Origin of the sequence: Salmonella sp. 741265116_PST, assembly GCF_046567715.1 — a bacterium.
In the GTDB taxonomy this organism is placed as follows: Bacteria; Pseudomonadota; Gammaproteobacteria; order Enterobacterales; family Enterobacteriaceae; genus Salmonella; species Salmonella enterica.
In genome coordinates, this window is record NZ_JBKFPH010000013.1 from 64,614 (window position 1) to 86,849 (window position 22,236).

Annotated in this window: 27 protein-coding genes and 1 riboswitch; of the genes, 12 read left to right on the forward strand and 15 right to left on the reverse strand. The window is 55.6% G+C overall.

Translation table 11 applies throughout. The annotated features are described in order from the left end of the window. Position 1: 1 nt before the first annotated feature. From cbiM to pduF, 15 genes are all read right to left on the reverse strand, one after another. Entirely contained in the window at positions 2-739 is a 738-nt protein-coding gene (cbiM, locus tag ACLD11_RS11355) for a cobalt ECF transporter S component CbiM (RefSeq protein WP_000764336.1), read from the reverse strand. Next, the gene (locus tag ACLD11_RS11360; protein ID WP_350409831.1) at positions 736-1,449 is read right to left on the reverse strand and encodes a cobalt-factor II C(20)-methyltransferase; all 714 of its coding nucleotides are present in this window, start codon (positions 1,447-1,449) and stop codon (positions 736-738) included. The genes cbiM and ACLD11_RS11360 overlap by 4 nt, the downstream gene beginning before the upstream one ends. Further along, positions 1,446-2,240, reverse strand: coding sequence for a sirohydrochlorin cobaltochelatase (gene cbiK, locus ACLD11_RS11365; RefSeq protein WP_000709784.1), 795 nt, complete (start codon positions 2,238-2,240; stop codon positions 1,446-1,448). Before cbiK ends, ACLD11_RS11360 begins: the two co-directional genes overlap by 4 nt. A gap of 2 nt (positions 2,241-2,242) precedes the next feature. Continuing rightward, entirely contained in the window at positions 2,243-3,034 is a 792-nt protein-coding gene (locus tag ACLD11_RS11370) for a cobalt-precorrin-6A reductase (RefSeq protein ID WP_001001975.1), read from the reverse strand. Further along, complete coding sequence (locus tag ACLD11_RS11375; protein ID WP_411014920.1) at positions 3,031-3,756, reverse strand: precorrin-3B C(17)-methyltransferase; 726 nt, start codon at positions 3,754-3,756, stop codon at positions 3,031-3,033. The genes ACLD11_RS11370 and ACLD11_RS11375 overlap by 4 nt, the downstream gene beginning before the upstream one ends. Continuing rightward, positions 3,756-4,811 carry a cobalt-precorrin 5A hydrolase gene (gene cbiG / locus ACLD11_RS11380; protein WP_411014921.1) on the reverse strand — a complete coding sequence of 352 codons (1,056 nt, stop codon included), beginning with the start codon at positions 4,809-4,811 and terminating at the stop codon, positions 3,756-3,758. Before cbiG ends, ACLD11_RS11375 begins: the two co-directional genes overlap by 1 nt. Next, on the reverse strand, positions 4,792-5,565 hold the full coding sequence (locus tag ACLD11_RS11385; protein ID WP_023219321.1) for a cobalt-precorrin-4 methyltransferase: 774 nt from the start codon (positions 5,563-5,565) through the stop codon (positions 4,792-4,794). Before ACLD11_RS11385 ends, cbiG begins: the two co-directional genes overlap by 20 nt. Next, on the reverse strand, positions 5,549-6,127 hold the full coding sequence (locus ACLD11_RS11390; protein ID WP_183059244.1) for a decarboxylating cobalt-precorrin-6B (C(15))-methyltransferase: 579 nt from the start codon (positions 6,125-6,127) through the stop codon (positions 5,549-5,551). Before ACLD11_RS11390 ends, ACLD11_RS11385 begins: the two co-directional genes overlap by 17 nt. After that, positions 6,117-6,722, reverse strand: coding sequence for a cobalt-precorrin-7 (C(5))-methyltransferase (locus ACLD11_RS11395; protein WP_000958841.1), 606 nt, complete (start codon positions 6,720-6,722; stop codon positions 6,117-6,119). Before ACLD11_RS11395 ends, ACLD11_RS11390 begins: the two co-directional genes overlap by 11 nt. Then, positions 6,716-7,855 carry a cobalt-precorrin-5B (C(1))-methyltransferase CbiD gene (cbiD, locus tag ACLD11_RS11400; RefSeq protein ID WP_001292910.1) on the reverse strand — a complete coding sequence of 380 codons (1,140 nt, stop codon included), beginning with the start codon at positions 7,853-7,855 and terminating at the stop codon, positions 6,716-6,718. The genes ACLD11_RS11395 and cbiD overlap by 7 nt, the downstream gene beginning before the upstream one ends. Continuing rightward, positions 7,855-8,487, reverse strand: coding sequence for a cobalt-precorrin-8 methylmutase (locus ACLD11_RS11405; RefSeq protein ID WP_000558986.1), 633 nt, complete (start codon positions 8,485-8,487; stop codon positions 7,855-7,857). The genes cbiD and ACLD11_RS11405 overlap by 1 nt, the downstream gene beginning before the upstream one ends. A 10-nt stretch (positions 8,488-8,497) precedes the next feature. After that, positions 8,498-9,457, reverse strand: coding sequence for an adenosylcobinamide-phosphate synthase CbiB (gene cbiB / locus ACLD11_RS11410; protein WP_000153655.1), 960 nt, complete (start codon positions 9,455-9,457; stop codon positions 8,498-8,500). Next, positions 9,454-10,833 (reverse strand): cobyrinate a,c-diamide synthase, encoded by a 1,380-nt coding sequence (locus tag ACLD11_RS11415; RefSeq protein ID WP_411014922.1) that lies wholly within the window; start codon positions 10,831-10,833, stop codon positions 9,454-9,456. The genes cbiB and ACLD11_RS11415 overlap by 4 nt, the downstream gene beginning before the upstream one ends. 96 nt (positions 10,834-10,929) lie before the next feature. After that, positions 10,930-11,105: riboswitch (cobalamin riboswitch) on the reverse strand. Positions 11,106-11,430: 325 nt separating this feature from the next. Next, a complete protein-coding gene (gene pocR / locus ACLD11_RS11420) occupies positions 11,431-12,342 on the reverse strand; it encodes a transcriptional regulator PocR (RefSeq protein ID WP_097363194.1) in 912 nt (303 codons plus the stop codon). A 216-nt stretch (positions 12,343-12,558) separates the two neighbouring features. Continuing rightward, on the reverse strand, positions 12,559-13,353 hold the full coding sequence (gene pduF, locus ACLD11_RS11425; RefSeq protein ID WP_411014936.1) for a propanediol diffusion facilitator PduF: 795 nt from the start codon (positions 13,351-13,353) through the stop codon (positions 12,559-12,561). Positions 13,354-13,877: 524 nt separating this feature from the next. On the opposite strand from pduF, the gene pduA reads away from it, so the two are divergent. Genes pduA through pduN form a run of 12 tightly spaced genes read left to right on the forward strand, consistent with a single transcriptional unit; the run spans position 13,878 to position 22,236 of the window. Beyond that, positions 13,878-14,162: a propanediol utilization microcompartment protein PduA gene (pduA, locus tag ACLD11_RS11430; protein ID WP_001183618.1), complete on the forward strand. Its 285-nt coding sequence runs from the start codon at positions 13,878-13,880 to the stop codon at positions 14,160-14,162. Beyond that, complete coding sequence (gene pduB, locus ACLD11_RS11435) at positions 14,159-14,971, forward strand: propanediol utilization microcompartment protein PduB (protein WP_000097500.1); 813 nt, start codon at positions 14,159-14,161, stop codon at positions 14,969-14,971. The genes pduA and pduB overlap by 4 nt, the downstream gene beginning before the upstream one ends. Before the next feature lie 18 nt (positions 14,972-14,989). Then, complete coding sequence (pduC, locus tag ACLD11_RS11440) at positions 14,990-16,654, forward strand: propanediol dehydratase large subunit PduC (protein ID WP_001256899.1); 1,665 nt, start codon at positions 14,990-14,992, stop codon at positions 16,652-16,654. Positions 16,655-16,664: 10 nt separating this feature from the next. Continuing rightward, entirely contained in the window at positions 16,665-17,339 is a 675-nt protein-coding gene (gene pduD / locus ACLD11_RS11445) for a propanediol dehydratase medium subunit PduD (protein WP_411014923.1), read from the forward strand. A gap of 14 nt (positions 17,340-17,353) precedes the next feature. Next, complete coding sequence (gene pduE / locus ACLD11_RS11450; RefSeq protein WP_001090599.1) at positions 17,354-17,875, forward strand: propanediol dehydratase small subunit PduE; 522 nt, start codon at positions 17,354-17,356, stop codon at positions 17,873-17,875. A gap of 9 nt (positions 17,876-17,884) precedes the next feature. Further along, complete coding sequence (gene pduG / locus ACLD11_RS11455; RefSeq protein ID WP_001268884.1) at positions 17,885-19,717, forward strand: propanediol dehydratase reactivase alpha subunit PduG; 1,833 nt, start codon at positions 17,885-17,887, stop codon at positions 19,715-19,717. Further along, on the forward strand, positions 19,707-20,057 hold the full coding sequence (gene pduH / locus ACLD11_RS11460) for a propanediol dehydratase reactivase beta subunit PduH (protein ID WP_097363188.1): 351 nt from the start codon (positions 19,707-19,709) through the stop codon (positions 20,055-20,057). Before pduG ends, pduH begins: the two co-directional genes overlap by 11 nt. Positions 20,058-20,075: 18 nt before the next feature. Next, positions 20,076-20,351, forward strand: a complete 276-nt coding sequence (gene pduJ / locus ACLD11_RS11465) for a propanediol utilization microcompartment protein PduJ (RefSeq protein ID WP_001057755.1) — start codon at positions 20,076-20,078, stop codon at positions 20,349-20,351. A gap of 3 nt (positions 20,352-20,354) precedes the next feature. Beyond that, the gene (pduK, locus tag ACLD11_RS11470; RefSeq protein WP_078054881.1) at positions 20,355-20,837 is read left to right on the forward strand and encodes a propanediol utilization microcompartment protein PduK; all 483 of its coding nucleotides are present in this window, start codon (positions 20,355-20,357) and stop codon (positions 20,835-20,837) included. Further along, complete coding sequence (locus tag ACLD11_RS11475; RefSeq protein ID WP_000356732.1) at positions 20,837-21,469, forward strand: phosphate propanoyltransferase; 633 nt, start codon at positions 20,837-20,839, stop codon at positions 21,467-21,469. Before pduK ends, ACLD11_RS11475 begins: the two co-directional genes overlap by 1 nt. Continuing rightward, positions 21,466-21,957, forward strand: coding sequence for a propanediol utilization microcompartment protein PduM (gene pduM, locus ACLD11_RS11480; RefSeq protein WP_001012966.1), 492 nt, complete (start codon positions 21,466-21,468; stop codon positions 21,955-21,957). Before ACLD11_RS11475 ends, pduM begins: the two co-directional genes overlap by 4 nt. A 3-nt stretch (positions 21,958-21,960) precedes the next feature. After that, positions 21,961-22,236, forward strand: coding sequence for a propanediol utilization microcompartment protein PduN (pduN, locus tag ACLD11_RS11485; RefSeq protein ID WP_411014924.1), 276 nt, complete (start codon positions 21,961-21,963; stop codon positions 22,234-22,236).

Genomic DNA, 22,236 nt, shown 5'->3' on the forward strand with positions numbered 1-22,236 from the left:
TTTAATGTCCTTGTACGGTAATCACTTGCCGTTTGGTTAACTGGTCATAAATCATGACGGTTAATAAACCTTCGGCAATGGCGACAGGAATCTGTGTGAGGCAGAAAATCCCCATAAACTTCACAACAGACCCTGTCGCTCCGGCATGGGGATCGGGAAACGCAACGCCAAGCTGGACTGAAGTCACAAAATAGGTCGCCAAATCCGCCAGCATCGCGCACAGAAAAACGGCGACATCACGGCGCAGTCCGGCACGGCAGGCCATTTTCCACACCAGATAACCGACAACCGGGCCAATCACCGCCATCGACATTCCATTTGCGCCAAGCGTCGTCAGGCCGCCGTGCGCCAGCAATAGCGCCTGAAACAACAGCACAACCGCGCCGAGAATCGCCACCACCCCGGGCCCGAACAAGATAACCGCCAGACCAACGCCGGTCGGATGTGAACAACTCCCCGTTACCGACGGAATTTTGAGCGCGGACAGGACAAAAATAAACGCGCCGCACAGCGCCAGCAGTACCTTCTGATGATTATCCTCCTGCACAATACGCCGTAAGCGCACCAGCCCATACCACAAGCAGGGTAAAAACAGTAACCACCAGGCCAGCGCCCACACTGGCGGTAAAAAGCCCTCCATGATATGCATCGCAAACGCCTGTTGCGGGACAACCATCAGCAATAGCGCTGCAGCCAGTCCACTGAAAGACAACTGTCGAAGCTGCTGTTCAAGTTTCATTCTGCATACTCCCACTGTTTATTGACCAGAATGGTCGAAAAATAGGGCAACGGTCGATCATCGTTGACCTCGTGGAGATGGCGCCAGCACTGCTCGCCGGGCAGCGTGGCCTCGGACATCATTAAGGCGCATTCCAGCAGGCCAGCCTGCGCCAGCAACGCTTTAATACGAGCGAACCGGCCATACACTTTCATCAACACCAGGCTATCATGCTGTTGTAGCGCCTGGGCTATTTCCGCTTCCGGCGCGGTACAAGAAATAACCGCCAGCGATTGCCGTTCTATGGCGAGCGGCATTTTCGCGCGGGCGGCTATCGCGGCGAAGGACATGACGCCGGGGACAATCTCCAGCCACTCCGGGCAGCCGATTCGCTGGAGTAAAAAAATCCAGGTACTGAATAGCATCGCATCGCCCAGGGTAATAAAACCGACCTGTTTACCTGCTTCCACCGCTGCGGTAAGCGCGGCGGCAACCTCATTCCAGACCGCTTCTTTCTCGGCGCCGTCAGCGCTCATAGGGAAATGGCAACAACGTACTTCCGTCTGCTCGCCGAGATAGTCGCGCACAATCGACAGCGCCAGACTATCGCCCCCCTTACGACCGGCGGGCGCATACAGAATGTCCAGCGAGCCAAGAATCCGCGCTGCGCGGACGGTTATCAGGTCGGGCGCGCCTGGCCCGGTACTTAATGCGTATAATTTACCGTTCATGCCGCCTCCTCTACCGCCATGTTCAGCGCCTGGTGCAAATGCGCGACAAACATCGCCCGGATAGCCGGGTTTTCTCCCAGCCCGCTCAGCCACGGCGTCGCCGGAATGCCCGCCGCGTTAAAGCGCATTTTCCATGAGTCGCCGTCGTCTGAAGCCATATCATTAATGGCGTGATCGCCCGCCACCAGCATTAATGGCATCAAATGTACGCCGGTGACGCCTTCGTCACGCAGGCTGTCGATCAGAATGTCGACCTCCGGGTAGCTTTCTACGGCGCCGACGCGCGCCGGGAAGCGCTGCGCGGTCATCATATGATCGAGACAGGCATAAGCTGCGAATGCGTGATGGCTGGCGCCGTGGCCCATAAAAACGACTTTCTCCGTTTGTCTGAGCGATGGCATCTGTTGTCGCAACGCCTGCATTAGCTGCACATAATCGTTATGGCTGCTCAGCAGCGGCACGCCCAGCGTCAGGCGAGTGAATAACGGACGCAAGAGTTGTACCTCACGGACAATTTTTTCATATTCGTCGCCGTTAATAATGTGCAACGACTGAATCGCCACGTCCTGATATCCCTGTGCGGCAAGCTTTTGCAAAGCCTGTAATGGCGTATCGATGTCGATACCGTCACGCTGGCGAAGCTTGCGAATGATCATTCCGGAAGTGAAGGCGCGAAACAGGTCGCGATCGGGACAGGACGCCGCCAGATCACGTTCGCACGCCACAATGTTTTTTTCACAGGTGTCGTGATAGCTGGTGCCAAAACTGACTACCAGAAGCGCTTTTTTCATTTTTACTCCTTAGCTGCGGCCAGCCAGCGCGATAAACGCTGCGCAAAGGCGGCCTGGCTTTCCAGTAACTCATCACCCGTCACAAGCGGCGTCGGGCGCGCAATAACGATGCAGGGAATGCCCGCATCCAGACAGGGCTGAACTTTTTCCTGATATCCCCCCTCCGCGCCGGACGCTTTGGTAATGACTACGTCGGCCCGGCACTGGTGGTAAAACGCGGCGTTAAAATCAGCGCTGAACGGCCCACACAGTGCGAAAATTTCTCCAACGCCGAACCCCAGTTCGCTGCAGCGTTGAATCACCTCCGCCACGGGCAGTACGCGCGCCAGCAACGTTTTTTCCGCCAGCCCGGCACGCCAGACGGCCAGATCTTTACTGCCGGTCGTCAGTAACACGCGCGGACCAAAACGCCTCGCTATCTCGCAGGCATCGGCAATACTGCGCGCCGTATAGAGAAGCGGATGCGTCAGATTGCTAAGCTGCTCCGGACGCTGATAACGACTTAACAACACGCCTGCCGTTTCACAGGCGCGAAGGAGGTTATGGCTGACCATTTCTGCATAAGGATGCGATGCATCTATTACCCAGCGAGTACGGTTTTCTTTTAGCCAGGCGACCATCTGCCCGTACTCCAGACGACCACAGCGCACCTGTCCTTTAATGTCGCCAGCCAGCGCTTTTCCGGCTGGCGTCGCCACGGATAAGGTGTACGCGACGTTCGCCGCATCCAGTTGTCGGCATAACGCGCGCGCATCGCTGGTGCCGCCCACCACCAGCACATCCCCCTCATTCACAGCGTGTAACCTCGCGGCGTTATCATCAGCCCATCCTGAACATAGGTCGTTTTATTACCGACGATGACCAGACTGGTCATATCTACCGGTTCAAAATCCATATCGCCGAGCGTAGTCAGCCATTTTTCCTCTTTCTTACGTCCGGCGGATTTCACCACGCCAATCGGCGTTTGCGCGCTTTTACTGGCGGCAAGCAGGTCACACGCGCGCGCCAGATGCCCTTCGCGGCCGCGGCTGCGCGGGTTGTAAAAACAGATAACGAAGTCGGCTTCGCCTGCGGCAACAATGCGTTTTTCAATCACCGGCCACGGCGTCAGCAGGTCGCTGAGGCTGATATGACAGAAGTCGTGCATCAGCGGCGCACCCAGCAGCGAGGCGGCTGCGATACTGGCGGTCATCCCCGGAATAAGGCGAACCTCTACATCCAGCTTCTGCTTGCCGACCAGTTCCAGCACCAGCCCCGCCATGCCGTAAATGCCCGCATCCCCGCTGCTGATGAGCGCTACGTTATGCCCAGCCTGCGCCAGTTCAATAGCCGCCTGGCAGCGTTCAATTTCCTTACACATGCCGGTCTTGATCACCTGTTTGTCGCCGGTGAATGCTTTAACCAGATGGGTATAGGTTTTGTAGCCCACGACGATTTCCGCCGCCTGTAACGCCTCAATCGCCTCCATCGTCATCATTGCCTGCGAACCGGGGCCAATACCAATTACGCTCAACATCAGTGTGCAACTCCTAAAGTAATAGTGACGCCCTGTTCTCGCAGGGTCTCGCCTAACAATTGTCCCTGGCTTAATAACCACGCAGCTGGGCCGGATACGCTGCCAACGCCCACCGTTTTTCTGACGAAGCCAGAACCAGGAAAATGGTGTTCGAATTCGCGCAACGCTTCGGCGGTAAAGGTTTTAAAAGGCACGCGGCAGCAGGAGGCGAGCTGAATAAGCCCCGGCTCCCCTTTTTTGAGCGTGACGCTGCCAATCGCTTTTAACGCCAGCGGATCGAGTTTCTGCGCTTCAAGCTGACGCGCCAGTAATGTCGCTAACAGGGGAAATGGCGTATCGCGGCAACAGCCAATTCCCGCCACCACACGCTGGGGCACCAGTTTCCAGTGCGGTACGGGAAGCTCAGGGAGGTCATTACGCAAAGAGACGCAGATAAGCGCATCCAGTTCAGGCAACCGCTGCAAATCATCAACAGGGATAAAACCGCGAATATCGCACTGGCCGATCTCTTCCGTTAGTTCGGCATCCCACCATAACCCCACACGTTGATGACTGACCAACATCTGGTTAACGGTTTTTACCGCCGTTCGAAGATCGGACATGCGGGCGTTAAGCTGGAAAGCTAAGGTGTCCAACGCGGACATCTCATTGACATCCGTTGCCGTGGTAATCACCGGATCGGCGCCTAACATTCCTGCCAGGTAGCGCGTCAAGGCATTGGCCCCGCCCGCATGACCGGAAAGCAGGCTAATGACATGCTGACCACGTTCATCAATGACGACCACCGCCGGATCGCTGAACTTGTCGTTCACTAACGGCGCCAGGACACGAACGGCAATGCCGGTCGCGCCGATAAAAATAAGCGCGGTATAAGTGGTAAAAGCCTGCCGGGCGGTATTAGCGAATCCGCCATCGAAGGGAATAAATCCCTCTTCCCGCAGTTTTTCACTGGTAAAGCAGGTTAACGGCAGCATCGCGGCGAGTCTCTTTGCCAGTGCCACGCCGCCGGGCGTCAGGCAAAACAACGCAATGGATTCAGGCTTTACGGTATTCATGGCTAAAGTCCGCTGCATAAAGTCTTGAGTAGTGATACTCCTTACCCAGAAAATTCCCGACCAGGATTAGCGCCGTCTTACGGATGCCAGCATCACGTACTTTGTCGCTAATATCCGCTAACGTGCCGCGAACGGTCTGACTTTCCGGCCAGGTAGCCTTATAGATGACCGCGACAGGCGTAGTTGCCGGATAACCGCCGGCAATGAGACGTTCCGACACCCGATGAATACGCTGAACGGAAAGATAAATCGCCATCGACGTCTGGTGACTGGCGAAAGCCTCCAGTTGTTCGCGCGCCGGTACTGGCGTACGCCCTTCCAGACGGGTAATAATGAGACTCTGCGATACCTCCGGTACGGTATATTCCACACCCAGCTCCGCCGCAGCACCGAGAAACGCGCTGACGCCAGGCACTACCTGCCAGTCGATACCACGGCGAGTTAACTCTTCGCCTTGCTCACGTACGGAGCCGTACAGCGAGACATCGCCCGTTTGCAACCGCACCACCGTTTTTCCCGCTTTCACGCCCGCAGCCATCAGCTCGATAATCTGCTCAAGATGCAGTTCGGCGCTGTCGTAGCGTTCTGCCTGCGCGGGGCAGTAATCCAGCAGTTCGGTATTGATCAGCGAACCGGCATAGATAACTACCTGCGCCTGTTGCAGCAGGCGGTAGCCTTTAAGCGTGATCAGCTCGCGATCGCCCGGCCCGGCGCCGACGAACCATACACAGCGTGGATCAAATGTCTCTGACATGGTTTTCTTCCTTCTGACAGGCGATAACAAAAACAGGATTGTTCGGTTTGAAATAGTGTCCCGCCCCCAGCGGCGTTAACGATGAAAGCTGAAGCTGTACACAGTCCATTCGACATGCGCCGATGTGCGCAAGATGCGCCAGCGCGCTATGAAGGTTTTCCTGCAAGATAAAGGTCATCACCAGACGGCCACCGGGATGCAGATGGCCCATCGCCCAGTCAATCAGCGCCGTCAGATGCCCGCCGCTGCCGCCCATAAACACCGCATCGGCTTTCCCGGTTATGGTCATTGGCGCTTCGCCGGGGAGAATATCGATATTGCTGCAGGCAAAGCGCTGACGATTCTCATCAAGCAGCCGTAGCGCGGCAGGATTACGCTCGATAGCCGTCACCTGCAACGAAGGAAATTGCAGCGCCGCTTCAATTGAGACGCTTCCCGTTCCCGCCCCGACGTCAATCAGGTGACTGGCGCGGTGGAGCTCAAGTTTCGACAGTGCCAGCGCCCGTACCGCCTCTTTGGTCATTGGCACGTTCTCGCCGCGCAGAAAAAGCTCATCTTTCATCCAGGATCACCACTGCATTCATTTCATAGTCGGCGTTGACCGCACTGACGGGTAGCCAGTGGATCCGCTCATTTTCCATCGCCAGATTTTCACCAATCACCATTAAGCGATGCCCTTTACCGCGCGCGACCAGTTCCCGCGCGATTTCTCGCGGCCCGCAGCGGGCATCCGTGACCATCGCCACTTTGCGATGGTTCGCCAACTGCTCGAAGCTGACGCAACGACCGTGGCTACTGGTCAACCACATGTCATTCATATCAATTCCAGCCTGTGCGCACAGATACTGTACGGCGCTGATGCCAGGGATAATGCGAACCTGTTCGATACCAAAATGCGCCACCAGGCGTGTACCGATGCCATAAAACAGCGGATCGCCGGAGGCCAGCACCACGATCCCTTTATCCCAACGGGCGGCAATCCAGGACAACAACGCGCCAATATCCGCGCCCAGCGTAAATCGTTCGCCGCCAAACGCCGGAAACTGCGCCAAATGCCGTTTACCGCCTGCCAGCGCATCGGCGTGGTCTATCGCTTCCAGCGCCGCAGGCGTCATCAAATGCCGTCCAGCGGGCCCCATTCCCACGACCGTTAGCATTGCAGCTCCTTAGCAATCTCGTCGACGGGACGATTACTGCCGAGAATATGGTTATCAAAAGAAAACAGGATGGCGTCGCAGACAGGCGGCGTTTTGGTAAAACGCAGCATCTGCATGACTCGCAAACAAATACGCCTGGCAAGATGGTTATAGATATGCCCGAAGCCATATGCTTCAATGTGCTCCATTGCCGCTTCAGTGGTATCGCAATCGCCGACCAGGGTGAGTAACTCCAGCGGCGCGCCCAGTAAAGCTAAATGCGCGACCAGCGTTTCCATGCGCGCATCGGCAATATGGCTATGGGTATGAAAGATCCCGGCGGCGATTTTGATCAGTTTTCCAGGATGCCCCACCAGCACTATCTGGCAAAATCCCAGCCGTACCGCCTCTTCAATCATGTAGCCGACAAAATTGCTCATGGTGACGACTGCCTGTGTGTCGACGCCCATTTGTTCGCGAACAAACCGTTCGCCGTGGTTGCCCGGCACGAGTATCACCCGCGTTAATCCTGACGCCCGTTTGATCTCCAGTTCCAGCGATAGCGAGCGTTTCCAGCTTTCTTCCGACATCGGCGTCACAATGCCGGTAGTGCCAATAATGGAAATGCCGCCAAGAATGCCAAGCCGCGAGTTATACGTTTTTTGCGCCCGCACTTCGCCTTCCGGGGCAAAAATCTCCACATCGGCCCCACGCGCCGGGCCTATCGCTTCGCGCACCGCTGACTCAATGGTATGGCGCGGCGTACGATTGATGGCGGCGCTCCCGAGGGGTAGTCCAATCCCTTTACGCGTTACTGTACCAATACCTTCGCCGCCAGTGAGCGTAATCTCACCGCTGTCGTTGAGCGTAACGCGGGCAAAAATCAGCATTCCGTGCGTGGCATCCACATCATCGCCGCCATCTTTACGAATTGCGGCTATCGCCTGCTGGCCTTCAATGTGCGGCGACTCCACGTTCAGACATAGCGTGACGCCCGACGGCGTGACGATGGAGACCTGATGAATCAGATGTTGACGCAATACCATCAGCGCGGCGACTTTTGCCGCCGCCGTCGCGCAGGAACCAGTGGTATATCCTTTACGTAACGCTTTACCGTGGTGCCAGACCGGCGCGTCAAAAGAAAGCTCGCTCATCAGGCCTCCCGGAGGTGATAGAGCAGCGCATTGACGATAGCGGCAGCCACGTTACTGCCGCCTTTCCGCCCTAACGCGGCAACCGCGGGGAAATGGCTATGGGTGAGCGCCTCTTTGGACTCCGCCGCGCCGACAAAGCCTACCGGTACGCCCACCACGCCGCTCACCTTCACGTTATGTTCAAGCAAACGGAACAGGGCCGTCGGCGCATTACCGAAAACAAAGAGTTTGTTTTTCTCCTCCTCGGCGATAGCGATATCGACGGCGGCCATTGAACGGGTAATCCCCTGCGTTTTTGCGGCGCGCACCACGCGCGGATCGCTGATATAACAGCGACACTCGCCGCCAAACGTCGCCAGTAATCTTTTATTAATGCCGGACAGCGCCATCGTGGTATCGGTATAAATAATGCACGGATGGCGTAGCGCATCACAAAGCTGCTCCAGCGCATCGGCAGAGAACCACAAAATGTCCAGCCAGTCGAAATCGGCGGTGGTATGAATAACCCGCTTGATAATGGCCTCATGGAGCGGACTGGCGAAACGGTAATCAGGACGCGTTTCGCGAATAATGTCGCTAATAATGGTGAAACTGTTGGCCTCAATGGTTTGGGGCTGCTGGATATAATGCATACTGTCGTCCTCAGGCCACGCCAGATAACCCGCACCGCGCTACAATAAACAGCGCCAGCGCCAGGGTTGAAGCGACCCACATTAATCGAATCGTTCGGGAAATATCGTCCACGGAAATATCGCGCTGCGCGTCGCCGATCCAGGGCTTGTCCACACGCTCGCCAAAGTAGTTATTTGGGCCACCGAGCTGGATACCTAAGGCGCCGGCCACACACGCTTCCGACCAGGCGCAATTTGGGCTACTGTGGTTATAACGGTCACGCCAGCCAATACGCAGCGCACGCCAACCACTCAGGCGACACAGTCCTGCCGCAATGCCCAGCAACAGCCAGCTCAGGCGGGCGGGAAGATAGTTCGCTACGTCGTCCATACGGGCGCTGACCATACCAATCGCCCGGTATTTTTCATGTTTGTAGCCCACCATTGAATCCAGGGTATTGACGGCTTTGTAGGCCATCGCCAGCGGCGCGCCGCCGAGAAAGAGGAAAAAGAGCGGCGCGATAATGCCGTCAACGGTGTTTTCTGCAACCGTTTCCACCACGGCGCGATTGATCTGCGCTGGCTGAAGTTGCGACGTATCGCGCCCGACGATCCAGGAGAGTTTTATTCGGCTTTCCGCAAGGTCGTTCTCCCGTAACGGTCGCTCAACCTCCTGCGCGGCGCGGGCCAGAGAGCGTCCGGCCAGCGTGGTAAAGATCATCCAGACTTCGACGCTCCAGCCAAACCAGGGGTGAATCCGCTGCGCCAGCGCCAGTACGCCCCATGCCACGCCCCAGGTCGCCCCGACAACCACAACCCACATTACGCCGCCGCCAATCCGCAGCGCTTTATCGCCGGGACAATAGCGACGCACAATACGCTGCACAAACGTGATTAAACGACCTATCCAGCGTACCGGATGGGGCCAGTGTTGAGGGTCGCCGATGATAAAATCCAGCACCCAGGCGATACACCAGGCAAGAATCGTCATAATACGCGCCTCGCCGTCGCCAGCCAGTGCTGCAACATTTCCGGACGCTGGGCGAAATGGACGTGCAGATAGCTGGCAAACGTGTTGCCTGTCTGCCAGCCGCCAGTCCATTCCTGTAACACGCGGCCATCGCGAACCTTACGACAGGCCATAACGGCGGGTGTTTCGGGGATAAAATCTGAGTAGTGAAATTCATGGCCGCGCACTATCTCGCCAGGCACCGCCAATAGCGTTGGCTGCATAGCCTGCGCCTCACAGTAACCAAAGCGGGTAAGTCGCTTACCCATTTTGCTGTGACCGGGGATAATATTCGCCATCTGATGAATTTCCCCACCGCTATCCTCCAGAGTGCTTCCCAGATACATCAGACCGCCACACTCCGCGTAAATCGCCACGCCGCGCTGATGCGCCGCCCGCAAATGTTTTAACATCGCCGTATTTGCCGCCAGCTCTGCGGCGTATAATTCAGGATATCCACCGCCCAGCCAGATCATCTGGCAATCAGGCAATGCGCGGTCATGCAGTGGGCTAAAACGTACAATGTTAACGCCGGCACGCTCCAGCAAATCGATGTTATCGGGATAATAAAAGTTAAAGGCCTCATCATCCGCCAGAGCAAGCGTCAGCCCTGCCCCCGCTGTGTTATCGGGGCGCTCAGGCCACATTCCCGTCGGAAGCGCTGATAACACGCTCAGCGAGAGTAGCGCATCCACATCCACTGTTTGTTCCAGCGTGGCGGCAAAATCATGCCATGATTGCTGATTGACGAGGGATTCTCTGGCAGTAATCAACCCCAGGTGGCGTTCAGGTAATGCGACGCCGTCGCAAGGAGGGACATACCCCAGTACCGGCAGTGAGCAATAATGCTCAATGGCATTTTTGAGGAGCTGATAGTGGGCGTCGCTAGCGACGCGATTCACAATCACGCCCGCGAGGTTGAGGGTCGGGTCGAAGTGCTGAAATCCCATAACGGTAGCCGCAAGCGACGTTGAAACAGCCTTGCCGTCCACCAGTAGGATGACCGGGCAACCAAGCTGTTTCGCCATTGCGGCAGTGCTGCAATAATTGGGGTCGACGCCATAGCCGTCATACAGCCCCATGACGCCTTCAATGACAGCGATATCCGCCTGCCGCATTTGTTCGCAAAATAAGGCGTTGAGAACAGGAGGAGGAAGCATGAAACTGTCAAGATTACGGGACGCCACGCCACAGATAGCGGTATGCCAGCCGGTATCAAGGTAATCTGGCCCAACTTTAAACGGCTGTACGCGCAGCGCGCGTTTTTGCAGCAGCCTCAACAAACCAAGCGTCAGCGTGGTTTTGCCGCAACCGCTTCCTGTGCCTGCAAGAATAAATGCGTGATGCCTTGCCGCCATTACCCTGATCCTGTTCAGGGTGGTAGGGGTATACAGGTACGCGCATGTTCAGTCTTTCGACTGTACGCGTCTTCGCAACCCACTTCCCACCGAAGTTGTTGGTTATCACCGACAGGCAGGTCTTCTGGCTTAGCGTCCTCCTCGCCCGTCCTTCCCAATCTTGCGATCAGTGGTCTTTACGGGGTCGTCAGCATCACAGCAGCGGGGGCTGCGGGGGATTTTCACCCCCTTCCCTACCACAAATGTGGCAAACCTGTTGGTTTACGTTATGGCTGTACGGCACACCCATAACGGCAATTAATAATGTACTACGTTTTACATTTCTGTGAGCAATAGCCTGAACGGTTGCTCATCTGACGTTAATCTACTCATCCTTACCGGTATATTGACGATAAAACGTATCGACAAAGCGTAATAAAACTTATCTTTCCTGACACTGTACTTCATCACAAAAATAAAAACTGGTGCAGTTTATGCCCTAAATTTTATTATTTTGTTGCGCTATGACAATTTATTGTTACACCAGATAAATTTTCTTTCTGAAATGATTAAGATACAAAACACTATCAAAAATCGGCAATAGCAAAATATTGCTATTTATATCGTTGGAGGATGAGAGTTCTCATTTATCTGCTGGCGATAAGCCTGCGGCGTAACCTGATAGGTCTGGCGGAAGACTTTGCAAAAATAGCTGGTTTGCGAAAAGCCTAAATTACGCGCAATACTGGCAATACTCCAGTCACTATGGCAAAGCAATTCTCTGGCGCTAACCATTCTCTGCCGATTCACCCACGCATTAAATCCGATTCCCTGATATTTTTTGAATAGTTTACTGAAGTAATAGGGGCTGAGATAGACATGTGAGGCGACATCCTCAAGACGAAGATCGTCGGACAAATGCGCATCAATATAGCGAAGCGCTTTTTTCATTTTACTGTCATGCGGAGTGGGACCACGAGCGGCTTTATTCGCCTCCGATTGCTGGGGATTGTCTTTGATAACCACGAAATTGAGCTGTTTTTTCAGGCAATTCTCAACAATCAGTTTAAGAAGATCGGCGGAAGCGATAACGCGTGAATAGTCCATTTCTGGCACATTCCGAAATTCATTCAAGAGCTCAGGGTCAGCCTGCCAGCGATCGTCGACATTAAGAATATCTACCAGCCCCACGTCATTACTTAATCGAACCTGCCCGCATAAAACAAAGCCAACTAAATGCCCTGCGATTACCAGCGGAATAGAAAAATCCGTTAGTCCAGCATGACAACGATAAATACAGGGTTGGTCGGACTTCGATGCCTCCAGCCCCCCGCAGCGATCGCTCATACGACAACGTGTACTATGTTGGGGATGCTGTCGCATCAACTGACAAAACGGCGTGAAATTGAATAGCTCAGATATTTCATCACCATGAATATTGACAACCACAACCGCCAGACCGGTGGCTTGTGCAAAATCCTGTGCGATTTTATTAATGAGTTCTGAGTTCAGAGCGCTCGCAGAAATCATGATAAAACCCCTCAGTTAATTTATTGTTATAAACAAAACACATTATTTACATTCACTTTTTATTACCATTATCCTGGCCCTGATAAAAAGTACAATGACAATATCAAAAGTCTCCCATTGCTGGGAGACGTTTTGATCAGTTCGTGAAAGCAGATCACGAAATTATCTCACCTGTTTTTACGATACATCATTGCTGTGAATCTGGTTCGCAGTTTCTTACAGTTTACAGCGATTACAAGGTAAATTCTTACCAATAAAATAGCGATATATGGCTGCTCCGGCACAGGCGCCGATAACAGGCGCGACAATCGGCACGATAAAATAAGGGATCTCTCGCCCACCGCTCATCGCCATGTTCCCCCACCCCGCTAACCATGTGAACAGTTTGGGACCGAAATCACGCGCTGGGTTCATTGCAAAACCGGTAAGAGGTCCAGTAGACGCGCCGATAACGGCAACCAGTATCCCAATAAGCAAAGGCGCAAGCGGCCCTTTAGGAATGCCATTGCCATCATCCGTCAATGCCATGATCATGCCCATCAGAATCGACGTAATGATCACTTCCACCAACGCAGCCTGCCATACATTTAGCGCTGCGGCCGGATAGGTACTGAAAATGCTGGCTAATTGCAAACTTTCGACGCTACCGCGCACCATATGATGCGCAGTCTCAAATTCAGTAAAAAGGCTACTATAAAGCACATACGCCAGCAGAGCGCCGCCAAAAGCGCCGGCAAACTGGGCAATAATATAAGGCAATACTTTCTGTTTGGGGAAGCAGGCAAACAGCCACAGCGCAATCGTCACCGCAGGGTTAAGATGTCCGCCTGAGATCCCGGCCGTAAGGTAAACGGCCAGTGAAATCCCAAGCCCCCAAATAATGCAAATCTCCCATAATCCGAGGCTGGCACCTGCGACTTTGAGCGCGCTCAAACAACCGATACCAAAAAACAAAAAGAGTCCGGTGCCTAAAAATTCCGCACCACATTGCGCCTTTAGAGAATCATTCATGTGACACCTTCTGAGCAAAGTTCGTGTCCTGGCCAGCGCAAGTTTCGGCTGGCGGTAGAGTACAGCTAACCTCACTATAAAAAGTACCGCCTGTAAATTGTTGGCAACCTGCGGACCTGTTTCCCGGAAAAATCGTGTTGCGATAGCAAAATTTTGCTTTTCCAATATTTTTATCAGCCCATCACACGGGAAATTTGAGCTATAAAATAAGCCTGTGAAAATAATAAAATATTGCACAAGCCAACTTATCAATTTCGAATAAGCATCACATTTTGCGTCTTTCGCCATATCAAATAAAAAGAATTCAGTCACTAACAAAAATGTAAAAATGAAATAACAAAAACAAAATAATCATATAAACAATAATAAATTAAATCTTTATTATCAACTGGTTATAAAAACAAAAAGCAATTTAGTCACATTGCTTTCCCATTATTTTCTGATGTTCAATAGCAAGTCAGCCATTCTTTTTCCTCGCATCTTCTTATAGTCCCCACTATCGGAACACTCCATGCGAGGTCTTTATGCAACAAGAAGCACTAGGAATGGTAGAAACCAAAGGCTTAACCGCAGCCATAGAGGCCGCTGATGCAATGGTTAAGTCAGCCAATGTGATGTTAGTGGGCTATGAAAAGATTGGCTCCGGGCTGGTAACCGTCATTGTGCGCGGCGATGTTGGCGCGGTCAAAGCGGCCACCGATGCAGGTGCCGCAGCCGCACGCAACGTGGGTGAAGTGAAAGCCGTACACGTCATTCCACGCCCTCACACCGATGTAGAAAAAATCTTACCGAAGGGAATTAGCCAATGAGCAGCAATGAGCTGGTGGAACAGATCATGGCGCAGGTGATTGCCCGTGTGGCAACACCGGAACAACAGGCCATCCCTGGTCAACCCCAACCTATACGAGAGACGGCTATGGCAGAAAAAAGCTGCAGTTTAACGGAATTTGTCGGGACCGCCATTGGCGACACCCTTGGCCTGGTTATCGCTAACGTCGATACCGCCCTGCTGGATGCGATGAAGCTTGAGAAGCGCTATCGCTCCATCGGCATTCTCGGCGCCCGCACCGGCGCAGGCCCGCACATTATGGCGGCGGACGAAGCGGTGAAAGCCACCAACACCGAAGTGGTCAGCATTGAGTTGCCGCGCGATACCAAAGGCGGCGCGGGCCACGGTTCGCTGATTATTTTAGGCGGCAACGACGTGTCCGACGTCAAGCGCGGTATCGAAGTCGCGCTGAAAGAGCTGGACCGCACCTTCGGCGATGTTTACGGCAACGAAGCCGGACATATCGAGCTGCAGTACACCGCTCGCGCCAGCTACGCGCTGGAAAAAGCGTTCGGCGCGCCGATTGGCCGCGCCTGCGGCGTCATCGTCGGCGCTCCGGCTTCCGTCGGCGTACTGATGGCCGATACCGCCCTGAAGTCAGCCAACGTTGAAGTCGTGGCGTACAGCTCTCCGGCGCACGGCACCAGCTTTAGTAACGAAGCCATTCTGGTGATTTCCGGCGACTCCGGCGCGGTCCGTCAGGCGGTGACCTCCGCCCGCGAAATCGGCAAAACCGTCCTTGCGACCCTCGGTTCTGAACCGAAAAACGATCGCCCGTCCTACATCTGATACCCACGAGGCTGATTCATGAGATCGAAAAGATTTGAAGCACTGGCGAAACGCCCTGTGAATCAGGACGGCTTCGTTAAGGAGTGGATCGAAGAAGGCTTTATCGCGATGGAAAGCCCGAACGATCCAAAACCGTCGATTAAAATCGTTAACGGCGCGGTGACCGAGCTGGACGGAAAACCGGTTAGCGAATTCGACCTGATCGACCACTTTATCGCTCGCTACGGCATCAACCTGAACCGCGCCGAAGAAGTGATGGCGATGGATTCGGTCAAGCTGGCCAATATGCTGTGCGATCCTAACGTCAAGCGCAGCGAAATCGTTCCGCTGACCACCGCCATGACCCCGGCGAAAATTGTTGAAGTGGTTTCGCATATGAACGTCGTCGAAATGATGATGTCGATGCAAAAAATGCGCGCCCGCCGCACGCCATCTCAGCAGGCGCACGTCACCAACGTTAAAGACAACCCGGTGCAAATTGCCGCCGATGCCGCCGAAGGCGCATGGCGCGGGTTTGACGAACAAGAAACCACGGTTGCGGTAGCACGCTACGCGCCGTTCAACGCCATCGCGCTGTTGGTCGGCTCTCAGGTTGGTCGTCCGGGCGTACTGACGCAGTGCTCGCTGGAAGAAGCCACCGAGCTGAAGCTCGGCATGCTGGGCCACACCTGCTACGCCGAAACCATCTCCGTTTACGGCACCGAGCCGGTCTTCACCGACGGTGACGATACCCCATGGTCGAAGGGCTTCTTAGCCTCTTCCTACGCCTCTCGCGGCCTGAAAATGCGCTTCACCTCCGGCTCCGGATCCGAAGTGCAGATGGGCTATGCCGAAGGCAAATCCATGCTGTATCTGGAAGCGCGCTGCATCTATATCACCAAAGCCGCGGGCGTTCAGGGACTGCAAAACGGCTCCGTAAGCTGCATCGGCGTACCGTCTGCCGTGCCGTCAGGCATTCGTGCCGTGCTGGCGGAAAACCTGATCTGCTCGTCACTGGATCTGGAATGCGCCTCCAGTAACGACCAGACCTTCACCCACTCCGATATGCGTCGTACCGCGCGCCTGCTGATGCAGTTCCTGCCGGGAACCGACTTTATCTCCTCTGGTTATTCCGCGGTGCCGAACTACGACAACATGTTCGCCGGTTCCAACGAAGATGCGGAAGACTTTGACGACTACAACGTTATCCAGCGTGACCTGAAAGTAGACGGCGGTCTGCGCCCGGTTCGCGAAGAGGACGTTATCGCCATCCGTAACAAAGCCGCCCGCGCGCTGCAGGCCGTGTTTGCCGGAATGGGGCTGCCGCCGATTACCGATGAAGAAGTTGAAGCAGCGACCTACGCCCACGGTTCGAAAGATATGCCGGAGCGTAACATCGTCGAAGACATCAAGTTCGCCCAGGAAATCATCAATAAAAACCGCAACGGTCTGGAAGTGGTGAAAGCGCTGGCGCAGGGCGGGTTTACCGACGTGGCCCAGGACATGCTCAACATCCAGAAAGCCAAGCTAACCGGCGACTATTTGCACACCTCCGCCATTATCGTCGGCGACGGACAAGTGCTCTCTGCGGTTAATGACGTCAATGACTATGCCGGTCCGGCAACAGGTTATCGCCTGCAGGGAGAACGCTGGGAAGAGATTAAAAACATCCCTGGCGCTCTTGATCCCAACGAGATTGATTAAGGGGTGAGAAATGGAAATTAATGAAAAATTGCTGCGCCAGATAATTGAAGACGTGCTCCGCGATATGAAGGGCAGCGATAAACCCGTCTCGTTTAATGCGCCTGCGGCCTCCGCTGCACCACAAACCGCTGCGCCTGCGGGCGACGGCTTTCTGACCGAAGTGGGCGAAGCGCGCCAGGGCACTCAGCAGGACGAAGTCATTATCGCCGTCGGCCCGGCATTTGGCCTGGCGCAAACCGTCAATATCGTCGGCTTACCGCATAAGAGCATCCTGCGCGAAGTCATTGCCGGTATTGAAGAAGAAGGCATCAAGGCGCGCGTGATTCGCTGCTTTAAATCTTCCGACGTGGCGTTCGTCGCCGTGGAAGGTAACCGCCTGAGCGGCTCCGGCATCTCCATCGGCATCCAGTCGAAAGGCACTACGGTTATCCACCAGCAGGGGCTACCGCCGCTCTCCAACCTGGAGCTGTTCCCGCAGGCACCGCTGCTGACGCTGGAAACCTACCGTCAGATTGGTAAAAACGCCGCCCGTTATGCGAAACGCGAATCACCGCAGCCGGTCCCTACGCTCAATGACCAGATGGCACGCCCGAAGTACCAGGCAAAGTCGGCCATTTTGCACATTAAAGAGACCAAGTACGTCGTGACGGGCAAAAACCCGCAGGAACTGCGCGTGGCGCTTTGATAAAGGATAACTCCATGAATACCGACGCAATTGAATCGATGGTCCGGGACGTATTGAGCCGCATGAACAGCCTGCAGGGCGATGCGCCAGCAGCGGCTCCTGCGGCAGGCGGCACGTCCCGCAGCGCAAAGGTCAGCGACTACCCGCTGGCGAACAAGCACCCGGAATGGGTGAAAACCGCCACCAATAAAACGCTGGACGACTTTACGCTGGAAAACGTGCTGAGCAATAAAGTCACCGCTCAGGATATGCGTATTACCCCGGAAACCCTGCGCTTACAGGCGTCTATCGCCAAGGACGCGGGCCGCGACCGGCTGGCGATGAACTTCGAACGCGCCGCCGAACTGACCGCGGTACCGGACGATCGCATTCTTGAAATCTACAACGCCCTTCGTCCGTATCGCTCGACGAAAGAAGAGCTGATGGCTATCGCCGACGATCTCGAAAATCGTTATCAGGCAAAGATTTGCGCAGCTTTCGTTCGTGAAGCGGCAGGGCTGTACGTTGAGCGTAAAAAACTCAAAGGCGACGATTAAGGATTTCGTATGCGATATATAGCTGGCATTGACATAGGTAACTCATCAACGGAAGTCGCGCTGGCGCGGCAAGATGAGACTGGCGCACTGACGATTACGCACAGCGCGCTGGCGGAAACCACCGGGATCAAAGGCACGTTGCGTAACGTGTTCGGCATTCAGGAAGCACTTGCCCTCGTCGCAAAGCGCGCGGGGATCAATGTCAGCGATATTTCGCTCATCCGCATTAACGAAGCCACGCCGGTGATTGGCGATGTGGCGATGGAAACCATTACCGAAACCATCATCACCGAATCGACAATGATCGGCCATAACCCAAAAACGCCGGGCGGAGTAGGCCTTGGTGTGGGTATCACGATTACGCCGGAGGAGCTGTTAACCCGCCCGGCGGACTCGTCCTATATTCTGGTGGTGTCATCGGCATTCGATTTTGCCGACATCGCCAATGTTATCAACGCCTCAATGCGCGCCGGATACCAGATTACTGGCGTCATTTTGCAGCGCGACGATGGCGTACTGGTCAGCAACCGGCTGGAAAAATCGCTACCGATTGTCGATGAAGTTCTGTACATCGACCGCATTCCGCTGGGGATGCTGGCGGCGATTGAAGTCGCCGTGCCGGGAAAGGTTATCGAAACCCTCTCTAACCCTTACGGCATCGCCACCGTATTTAATCTCAACGCCGATGAGACGAAAAACATTGTTCCGATGGCGCGCGCGCTGATCGGCAACCGTTCCGCCGTGGTGGTTAAAACGCCATCCGGCGACGTCAAAGCGCGCGCAATACCCGCCGGTAACCTGGAGCTGCAGGCTCAGGGTCGTACCGTGCGCGTGGATGTTGCCGCCGGTGCCGAAGCCATCATGAAAGCGGTGGACGGCTGCGGCAAGCTCGACAACGTCACCGGCGAGGCCGGGACCAATATCGGCGGCATGCTGGAGCACGTACGCCAGACCATGGCCGAGCTAACCAATAAGCCCAGCAGCGAGATTTTCATTCAGGATCTTCTGGCCGTTGACACCTCGGTTCCGGTGAGCGTCACCGGCGGTCTGGCCGGGGAGTTCTCGCTGGAGCAGGCCGTCGGCATCGCTTCGATGGTGAAATCAGACCGTCTGCAGATGGCGATGATTGCCCGTGAAATTGAGCAGAAGCTTAATATCGACGTACAGATCGGCGGCGCTGAGGCTGAAGCCGCCATTCTGGGTGCGCTGACCACGCCGGGTACCACCCGACCGCTGGCGATCCTCGACCTCGGCGCGGGCTCCACCGATGCCTCCATCATCAACCCTAAAGGCGAAATCATCGCCACCCATCTCGCCGGGGCAGGCGACATGGTGACGATGATCATTGCCCGTGAACTGGGGCTGGAAGACCGCTATCTGGCGGAAGAGATCAAAAAATACCCGCTGGCTAAGGTCGAAAGCCTGTTCCACTTACGCCACGAGGACGGCAGCGTCCAGTTCTTCCCGACGCCGCTGCCTCCCGCCGTGTTCGCCCGCGTCTGCGTGGTGAAACCGGACGAACTGGTGCCGCTTCCCGGCGACTTAGCGCTGGAAAAAGTGCGCGCCATTCGCCGCAGCGCTAAAGAACGCGTCTTTGTCACCAACGCCCTGCGCGCGCTGCGTCAGGTCAGTCCAACCGGCAACATTCGCGATATTCCGTTCGTGGTGCTGGTCGGCGGCTCGTCGCTGGATTTCGAAGTTCCGCAGCTGGTCACCGATGCGCTGGCGCACTACCGCCTGGTCGCCGGGCGAGGAAATATTCGCGGTAGCGAAGGCCCAAGAAACGCGGTAGCCACCGGCCTGATTCTCTCCTGGCACAAGGAATTTGCATATGGACAGTAATCACAGCGCCCCGGCCATCGTCATTACCGTTATCAACGACTGCGCCAGCCTCTGGCACGAAGTGCTGCTGGGTATCGAAGAGGAAGGCATCCCTTTCCTGCTTCAGCATCACCCGGCTGGAGATGTCGTTGACAGCGCCTGGCAGGCGGCGCGCAGCTCGCCGCTGCTGGTCGGCATCGCCTGCGATCGCCATACGCTGGTCGTACATTACAAGAATTTACCCGCATCGGCGCCGCTTTTTACGCTGATGCATCATCAGGACAGTCAGGCCCATCGCAATACCGGTAATAACGCGGCACGGCTGGTCAAAGGGATCCCTTTTCGGGATCTCCATGCTTAATCACAGGAGAACGGCAGTATGAATAACGCACTGGGACTGGTTGAAACAAAAGGGCTGGTCGGCGCCATTGAAGCCGCCGATGCAATGGTTAAATCCGCCAACGTACAGCTGGTGGGCTACGAAAAAATTGGTTCTGGCCTGGTTACCGTCATGGTTCGCGGCGACGTCGGCGCGGTTAAAGCAGCCGTAGATGCAGGCAGCGCGGCGGCAAGCGTCGTGGGTGAAGTGAAATCCTGCCACGTTATCCCGCGTCCGCACAGTGATGTTGAGGCCATTTTACCGAAATCAGCCTAATCGATGGCAAATAAGGAGCACCGCGTGAAGCAATCACTGGGATTACTTGAAGTTTGTGGTCTGGCACTGGCTATCAGCTGCGCCGATATCATGGCGAAATCCGCTTCTATCACGCTGCTCGCCCTCGAAAAGACCAATGGTTCAGGCTGGATGGTGATTAAAATTACCGGTGATGTGGCCTCCGTGCAGGCGGCCATCACCACCGGTGCGCATTTCGCCGAACAGCGGAATGGCCTGGTGGCCCACAAGGTTATCGCCAGGCCCGGAGAAGGGATCCTGCTCGCAGAGGCTCCCTCCCCCTCCGTCATAGAACCTGAGCCTGAAGCGTCAGAGATGGCCGATGTCGTTTCTGAAGCGCCAGCAGAAGAGGCCCCGCAGGAATCAGAACTGGTCAGCTGCAATCTGTGTCTGGATCCAAAATGTCCGCGCCAGAAGGGCGAACCTCGTACGCTTTGCATTCATTCCGGCAAGCGAGGTGAAGCGTAATGGATAAAGAGCTTCTGCAATCAACGGTCAGTAAAGTTCTCGACGAGATGCGCCAGCGGCCTATTCCGCTGGGCGTCTCAAACCGTCATATCCACCTGTCCGCACAGGATTATGAGCGGCTGTTTCCCGGCCATCCCATCAGCGAGAAAAAAGCGCTGCTGCAGCCGGGACAATACGCCGCGGAGCAAACCGTCACTCTGGTGGGACCGAAAGGGCAGCTCAAAAATGTGCGCCTGCTCGGCCCGCTGCGCTCGGTAAGCCAGGTGGAAATTTCGCGTACCGATGCGAGAACGCTGGGGATTGCCGCGCCGCTGAGAATGTCCGGCAACCTGAAGGGGACGCCGGGCATCCGCCTGGTCAGCCCCTTTGCCGAACTGGAGCTGCCTTCCGGGGTTATCGTCGCGCAGCGGCATATCCATATGTCGCCGCTTGATGCGCTGATCCTGCGGGTTTCCCACGGCGATATGGTCTCCGTGGCGATTGAAGGCGACGATCGCGGGCTGATTTTCAACAACGTGGCGATTCGCGTTTCACCGGACATGCGCCTCGAAATGCACATTGATACCGATGAAGCCAACGCCGCTGGTGCCGATAACCCGCATGCCTTTGCCCGGCTGGTAGGCCCGCGATGAACGGCGAAACTCTGCAGCGCATTGTCGAGGAGATTGTCTCCCGGCTGCAGCGCCGTGCCCAGAGCACGGCGACGCTGAGCGTTACGCAACTTCGTGATGCCGACTGTCCAGCACTGTTCTGTCAGCACGCGTCGCTGCGCATCCTGCTCGTCGACCTGCCGCTGCTGGGTCAGCTTGCGGATGCAGAAACCGACGATGCCGCCGCCCGGAAAATTCACGACGCGCTGGCGTTTGGCATCCGCGTACAGCTCAGCCTGCACAGCCAGTTGCTGCCGGTTATCCCGGTAAAAAAACTGGCTCGTCTGCCGCTGGTATTCACCGACGAGCACGGACTGCCGCTGGTTCTGCATGCGGGTTCGGTGCTGAGCTATCGCGATGTCGCGCTGCTAAGCCGGGGGCGTGTGGTTGTCCACCGCAAATGCATCGTGACCGCCATGGCGCGTGACGCGGCCAATGCGCGGAATATTCAATTAATTAAGCAGGAGTAAATCATGCATCTGGCACGAGTCACGGGCGCGGTTGTCTCCACGCAAAAATCACCTTCTTTGATTGGGAAAAAGCTGCTGCTGGTGCGTCGGGTCAGCGCCGATGGCGAACTCCCCGCCTCGCCCACCTCCGGCGATGAAGTGGCCGTGGACTCCGTCGGCGCGGGCGTCGGCGAACTGGTTTTGCTCAGCGGCGGCTCCAGCGCCAGGCACGTTTTTTCCAGGCCAAATGAGGCCATTGACCTCGCCGTTGTCGGCATTGTAGATACGCTTTCGCGTTAA

Bases quoted from the DNA above. Each gene is read 5' to 3' on its own strand.
- pduG (WP_001268884.1), top strand. From the start codon at position 17,885: ATGCGATATATAGCTGGCATTGACATAGGTAACTCATCAACGGAAGTC.
- cbiB (WP_000153655.1), bottom strand. From the start codon at position 9,457: ATGACGATTCTTGCCTGGTGTATCGCCTGGGTGCTGGATTTTATCATC.
- pocR (WP_097363194.1), bottom strand. From the start codon at position 12,342: ATGATTTCTGCGAGCGCTCTGAACTCAGAACTCATTAATAAAATCGCA.
- cbiG (WP_411014921.1), bottom strand. From the start codon at position 4,811: ATGAATACCGTAAAGCCTGAATCCATTGCGTTGTTTTGCCTGACGCCC.
- pduB (WP_000097500.1), top strand. From the start codon at position 14,159: ATGAGCAGCAATGAGCTGGTGGAACAGATCATGGCGCAGGTGATTGCC.
- pduF (WP_411014936.1), bottom strand. From the start codon at position 13,353: ATGAATGATTCTCTAAAGGCGCAATGTGGTGCGGAATTTTTAGGCACC.
- ACLD11_RS11390 (WP_183059244.1), bottom strand. From the start codon at position 6,127: ATGAAAGATGAGCTTTTTCTGCGCGGCGAGAACGTGCCAATGACCAAA.
- pduM (WP_001012966.1), top strand. From the start codon at position 21,466: ATGAACGGCGAAACTCTGCAGCGCATTGTCGAGGAGATTGTCTCCCGG.
- ACLD11_RS11395 (WP_000958841.1), bottom strand. From the start codon at position 6,722: ATGCTAACGGTCGTGGGAATGGGGCCCGCTGGACGGCATTTGATGACG.
- pduD (WP_411014923.1), top strand. From the start codon at position 16,665: ATGGAAATTAATGAAAAATTGCTGCGCCAGATAATTGAAGACGTGCTC.
- pduA (WP_001183618.1), top strand. From the start codon at position 13,878: ATGCAACAAGAAGCACTAGGAATGGTAGAAACCAAAGGCTTAACCGCA.
- pduC (WP_001256899.1), top strand. From the start codon at position 14,990: ATGAGATCGAAAAGATTTGAAGCACTGGCGAAACGCCCTGTGAATCAG.
- pduE (WP_001090599.1), top strand. From the start codon at position 17,354: ATGAATACCGACGCAATTGAATCGATGGTCCGGGACGTATTGAGCCGC.
- cbiK (WP_000709784.1), bottom strand. From the start codon at position 2,240: ATGAAAAAAGCGCTTCTGGTAGTCAGTTTTGGCACCAGCTATCACGAC.
- ACLD11_RS11415 (WP_411014922.1), bottom strand. From the start codon at position 10,833: ATGGCGGCAAGGCATCACGCATTTATTCTTGCAGGCACAGGAAGCGGT.
- cbiD (WP_001292910.1), bottom strand. From the start codon at position 7,855: ATGAGCGAGCTTTCTTTTGACGCGCCGGTCTGGCACCACGGTAAAGCG.
- pduN (WP_411014924.1), top strand. From the start codon at position 21,961: ATGCATCTGGCACGAGTCACGGGCGCGGTTGTCTCCACGCAAAAATCA.
- cbiM (WP_000764336.1), bottom strand. From the start codon at position 739: ATGAAACTTGAACAGCAGCTTCGACAGTTGTCTTTCAGTGGACTGGCT.
- ACLD11_RS11375 (WP_411014920.1), bottom strand. From the start codon at position 3,756: ATGTTGAGCGTAATTGGTATTGGCCCCGGTTCGCAGGCAATGATGACG.
- pduJ (WP_001057755.1), top strand. From the start codon at position 20,076: ATGAATAACGCACTGGGACTGGTTGAAACAAAAGGGCTGGTCGGCGCC.
- ACLD11_RS11360 (WP_350409831.1), bottom strand. From the start codon at position 1,449: ATGAACGGTAAATTATACGCATTAAGTACCGGGCCAGGCGCGCCCGAC.
- ACLD11_RS11405 (WP_000558986.1), bottom strand. From the start codon at position 8,487: ATGCATTATATCCAGCAGCCCCAAACCATTGAGGCCAACAGTTTCACC.
- pduH (WP_097363188.1), top strand. From the start codon at position 19,707: ATGGACAGTAATCACAGCGCCCCGGCCATCGTCATTACCGTTATCAAC.
- ACLD11_RS11475 (WP_000356732.1), top strand. From the start codon at position 20,837: ATGGATAAAGAGCTTCTGCAATCAACGGTCAGTAAAGTTCTCGACGAG.
- ACLD11_RS11385 (WP_023219321.1), bottom strand. From the start codon at position 5,565: ATGTCAGAGACATTTGATCCACGCTGTGTATGGTTCGTCGGCGCCGGG.
- pduK (WP_078054881.1), top strand. From the start codon at position 20,355: ATGGCAAATAAGGAGCACCGCGTGAAGCAATCACTGGGATTACTTGAA.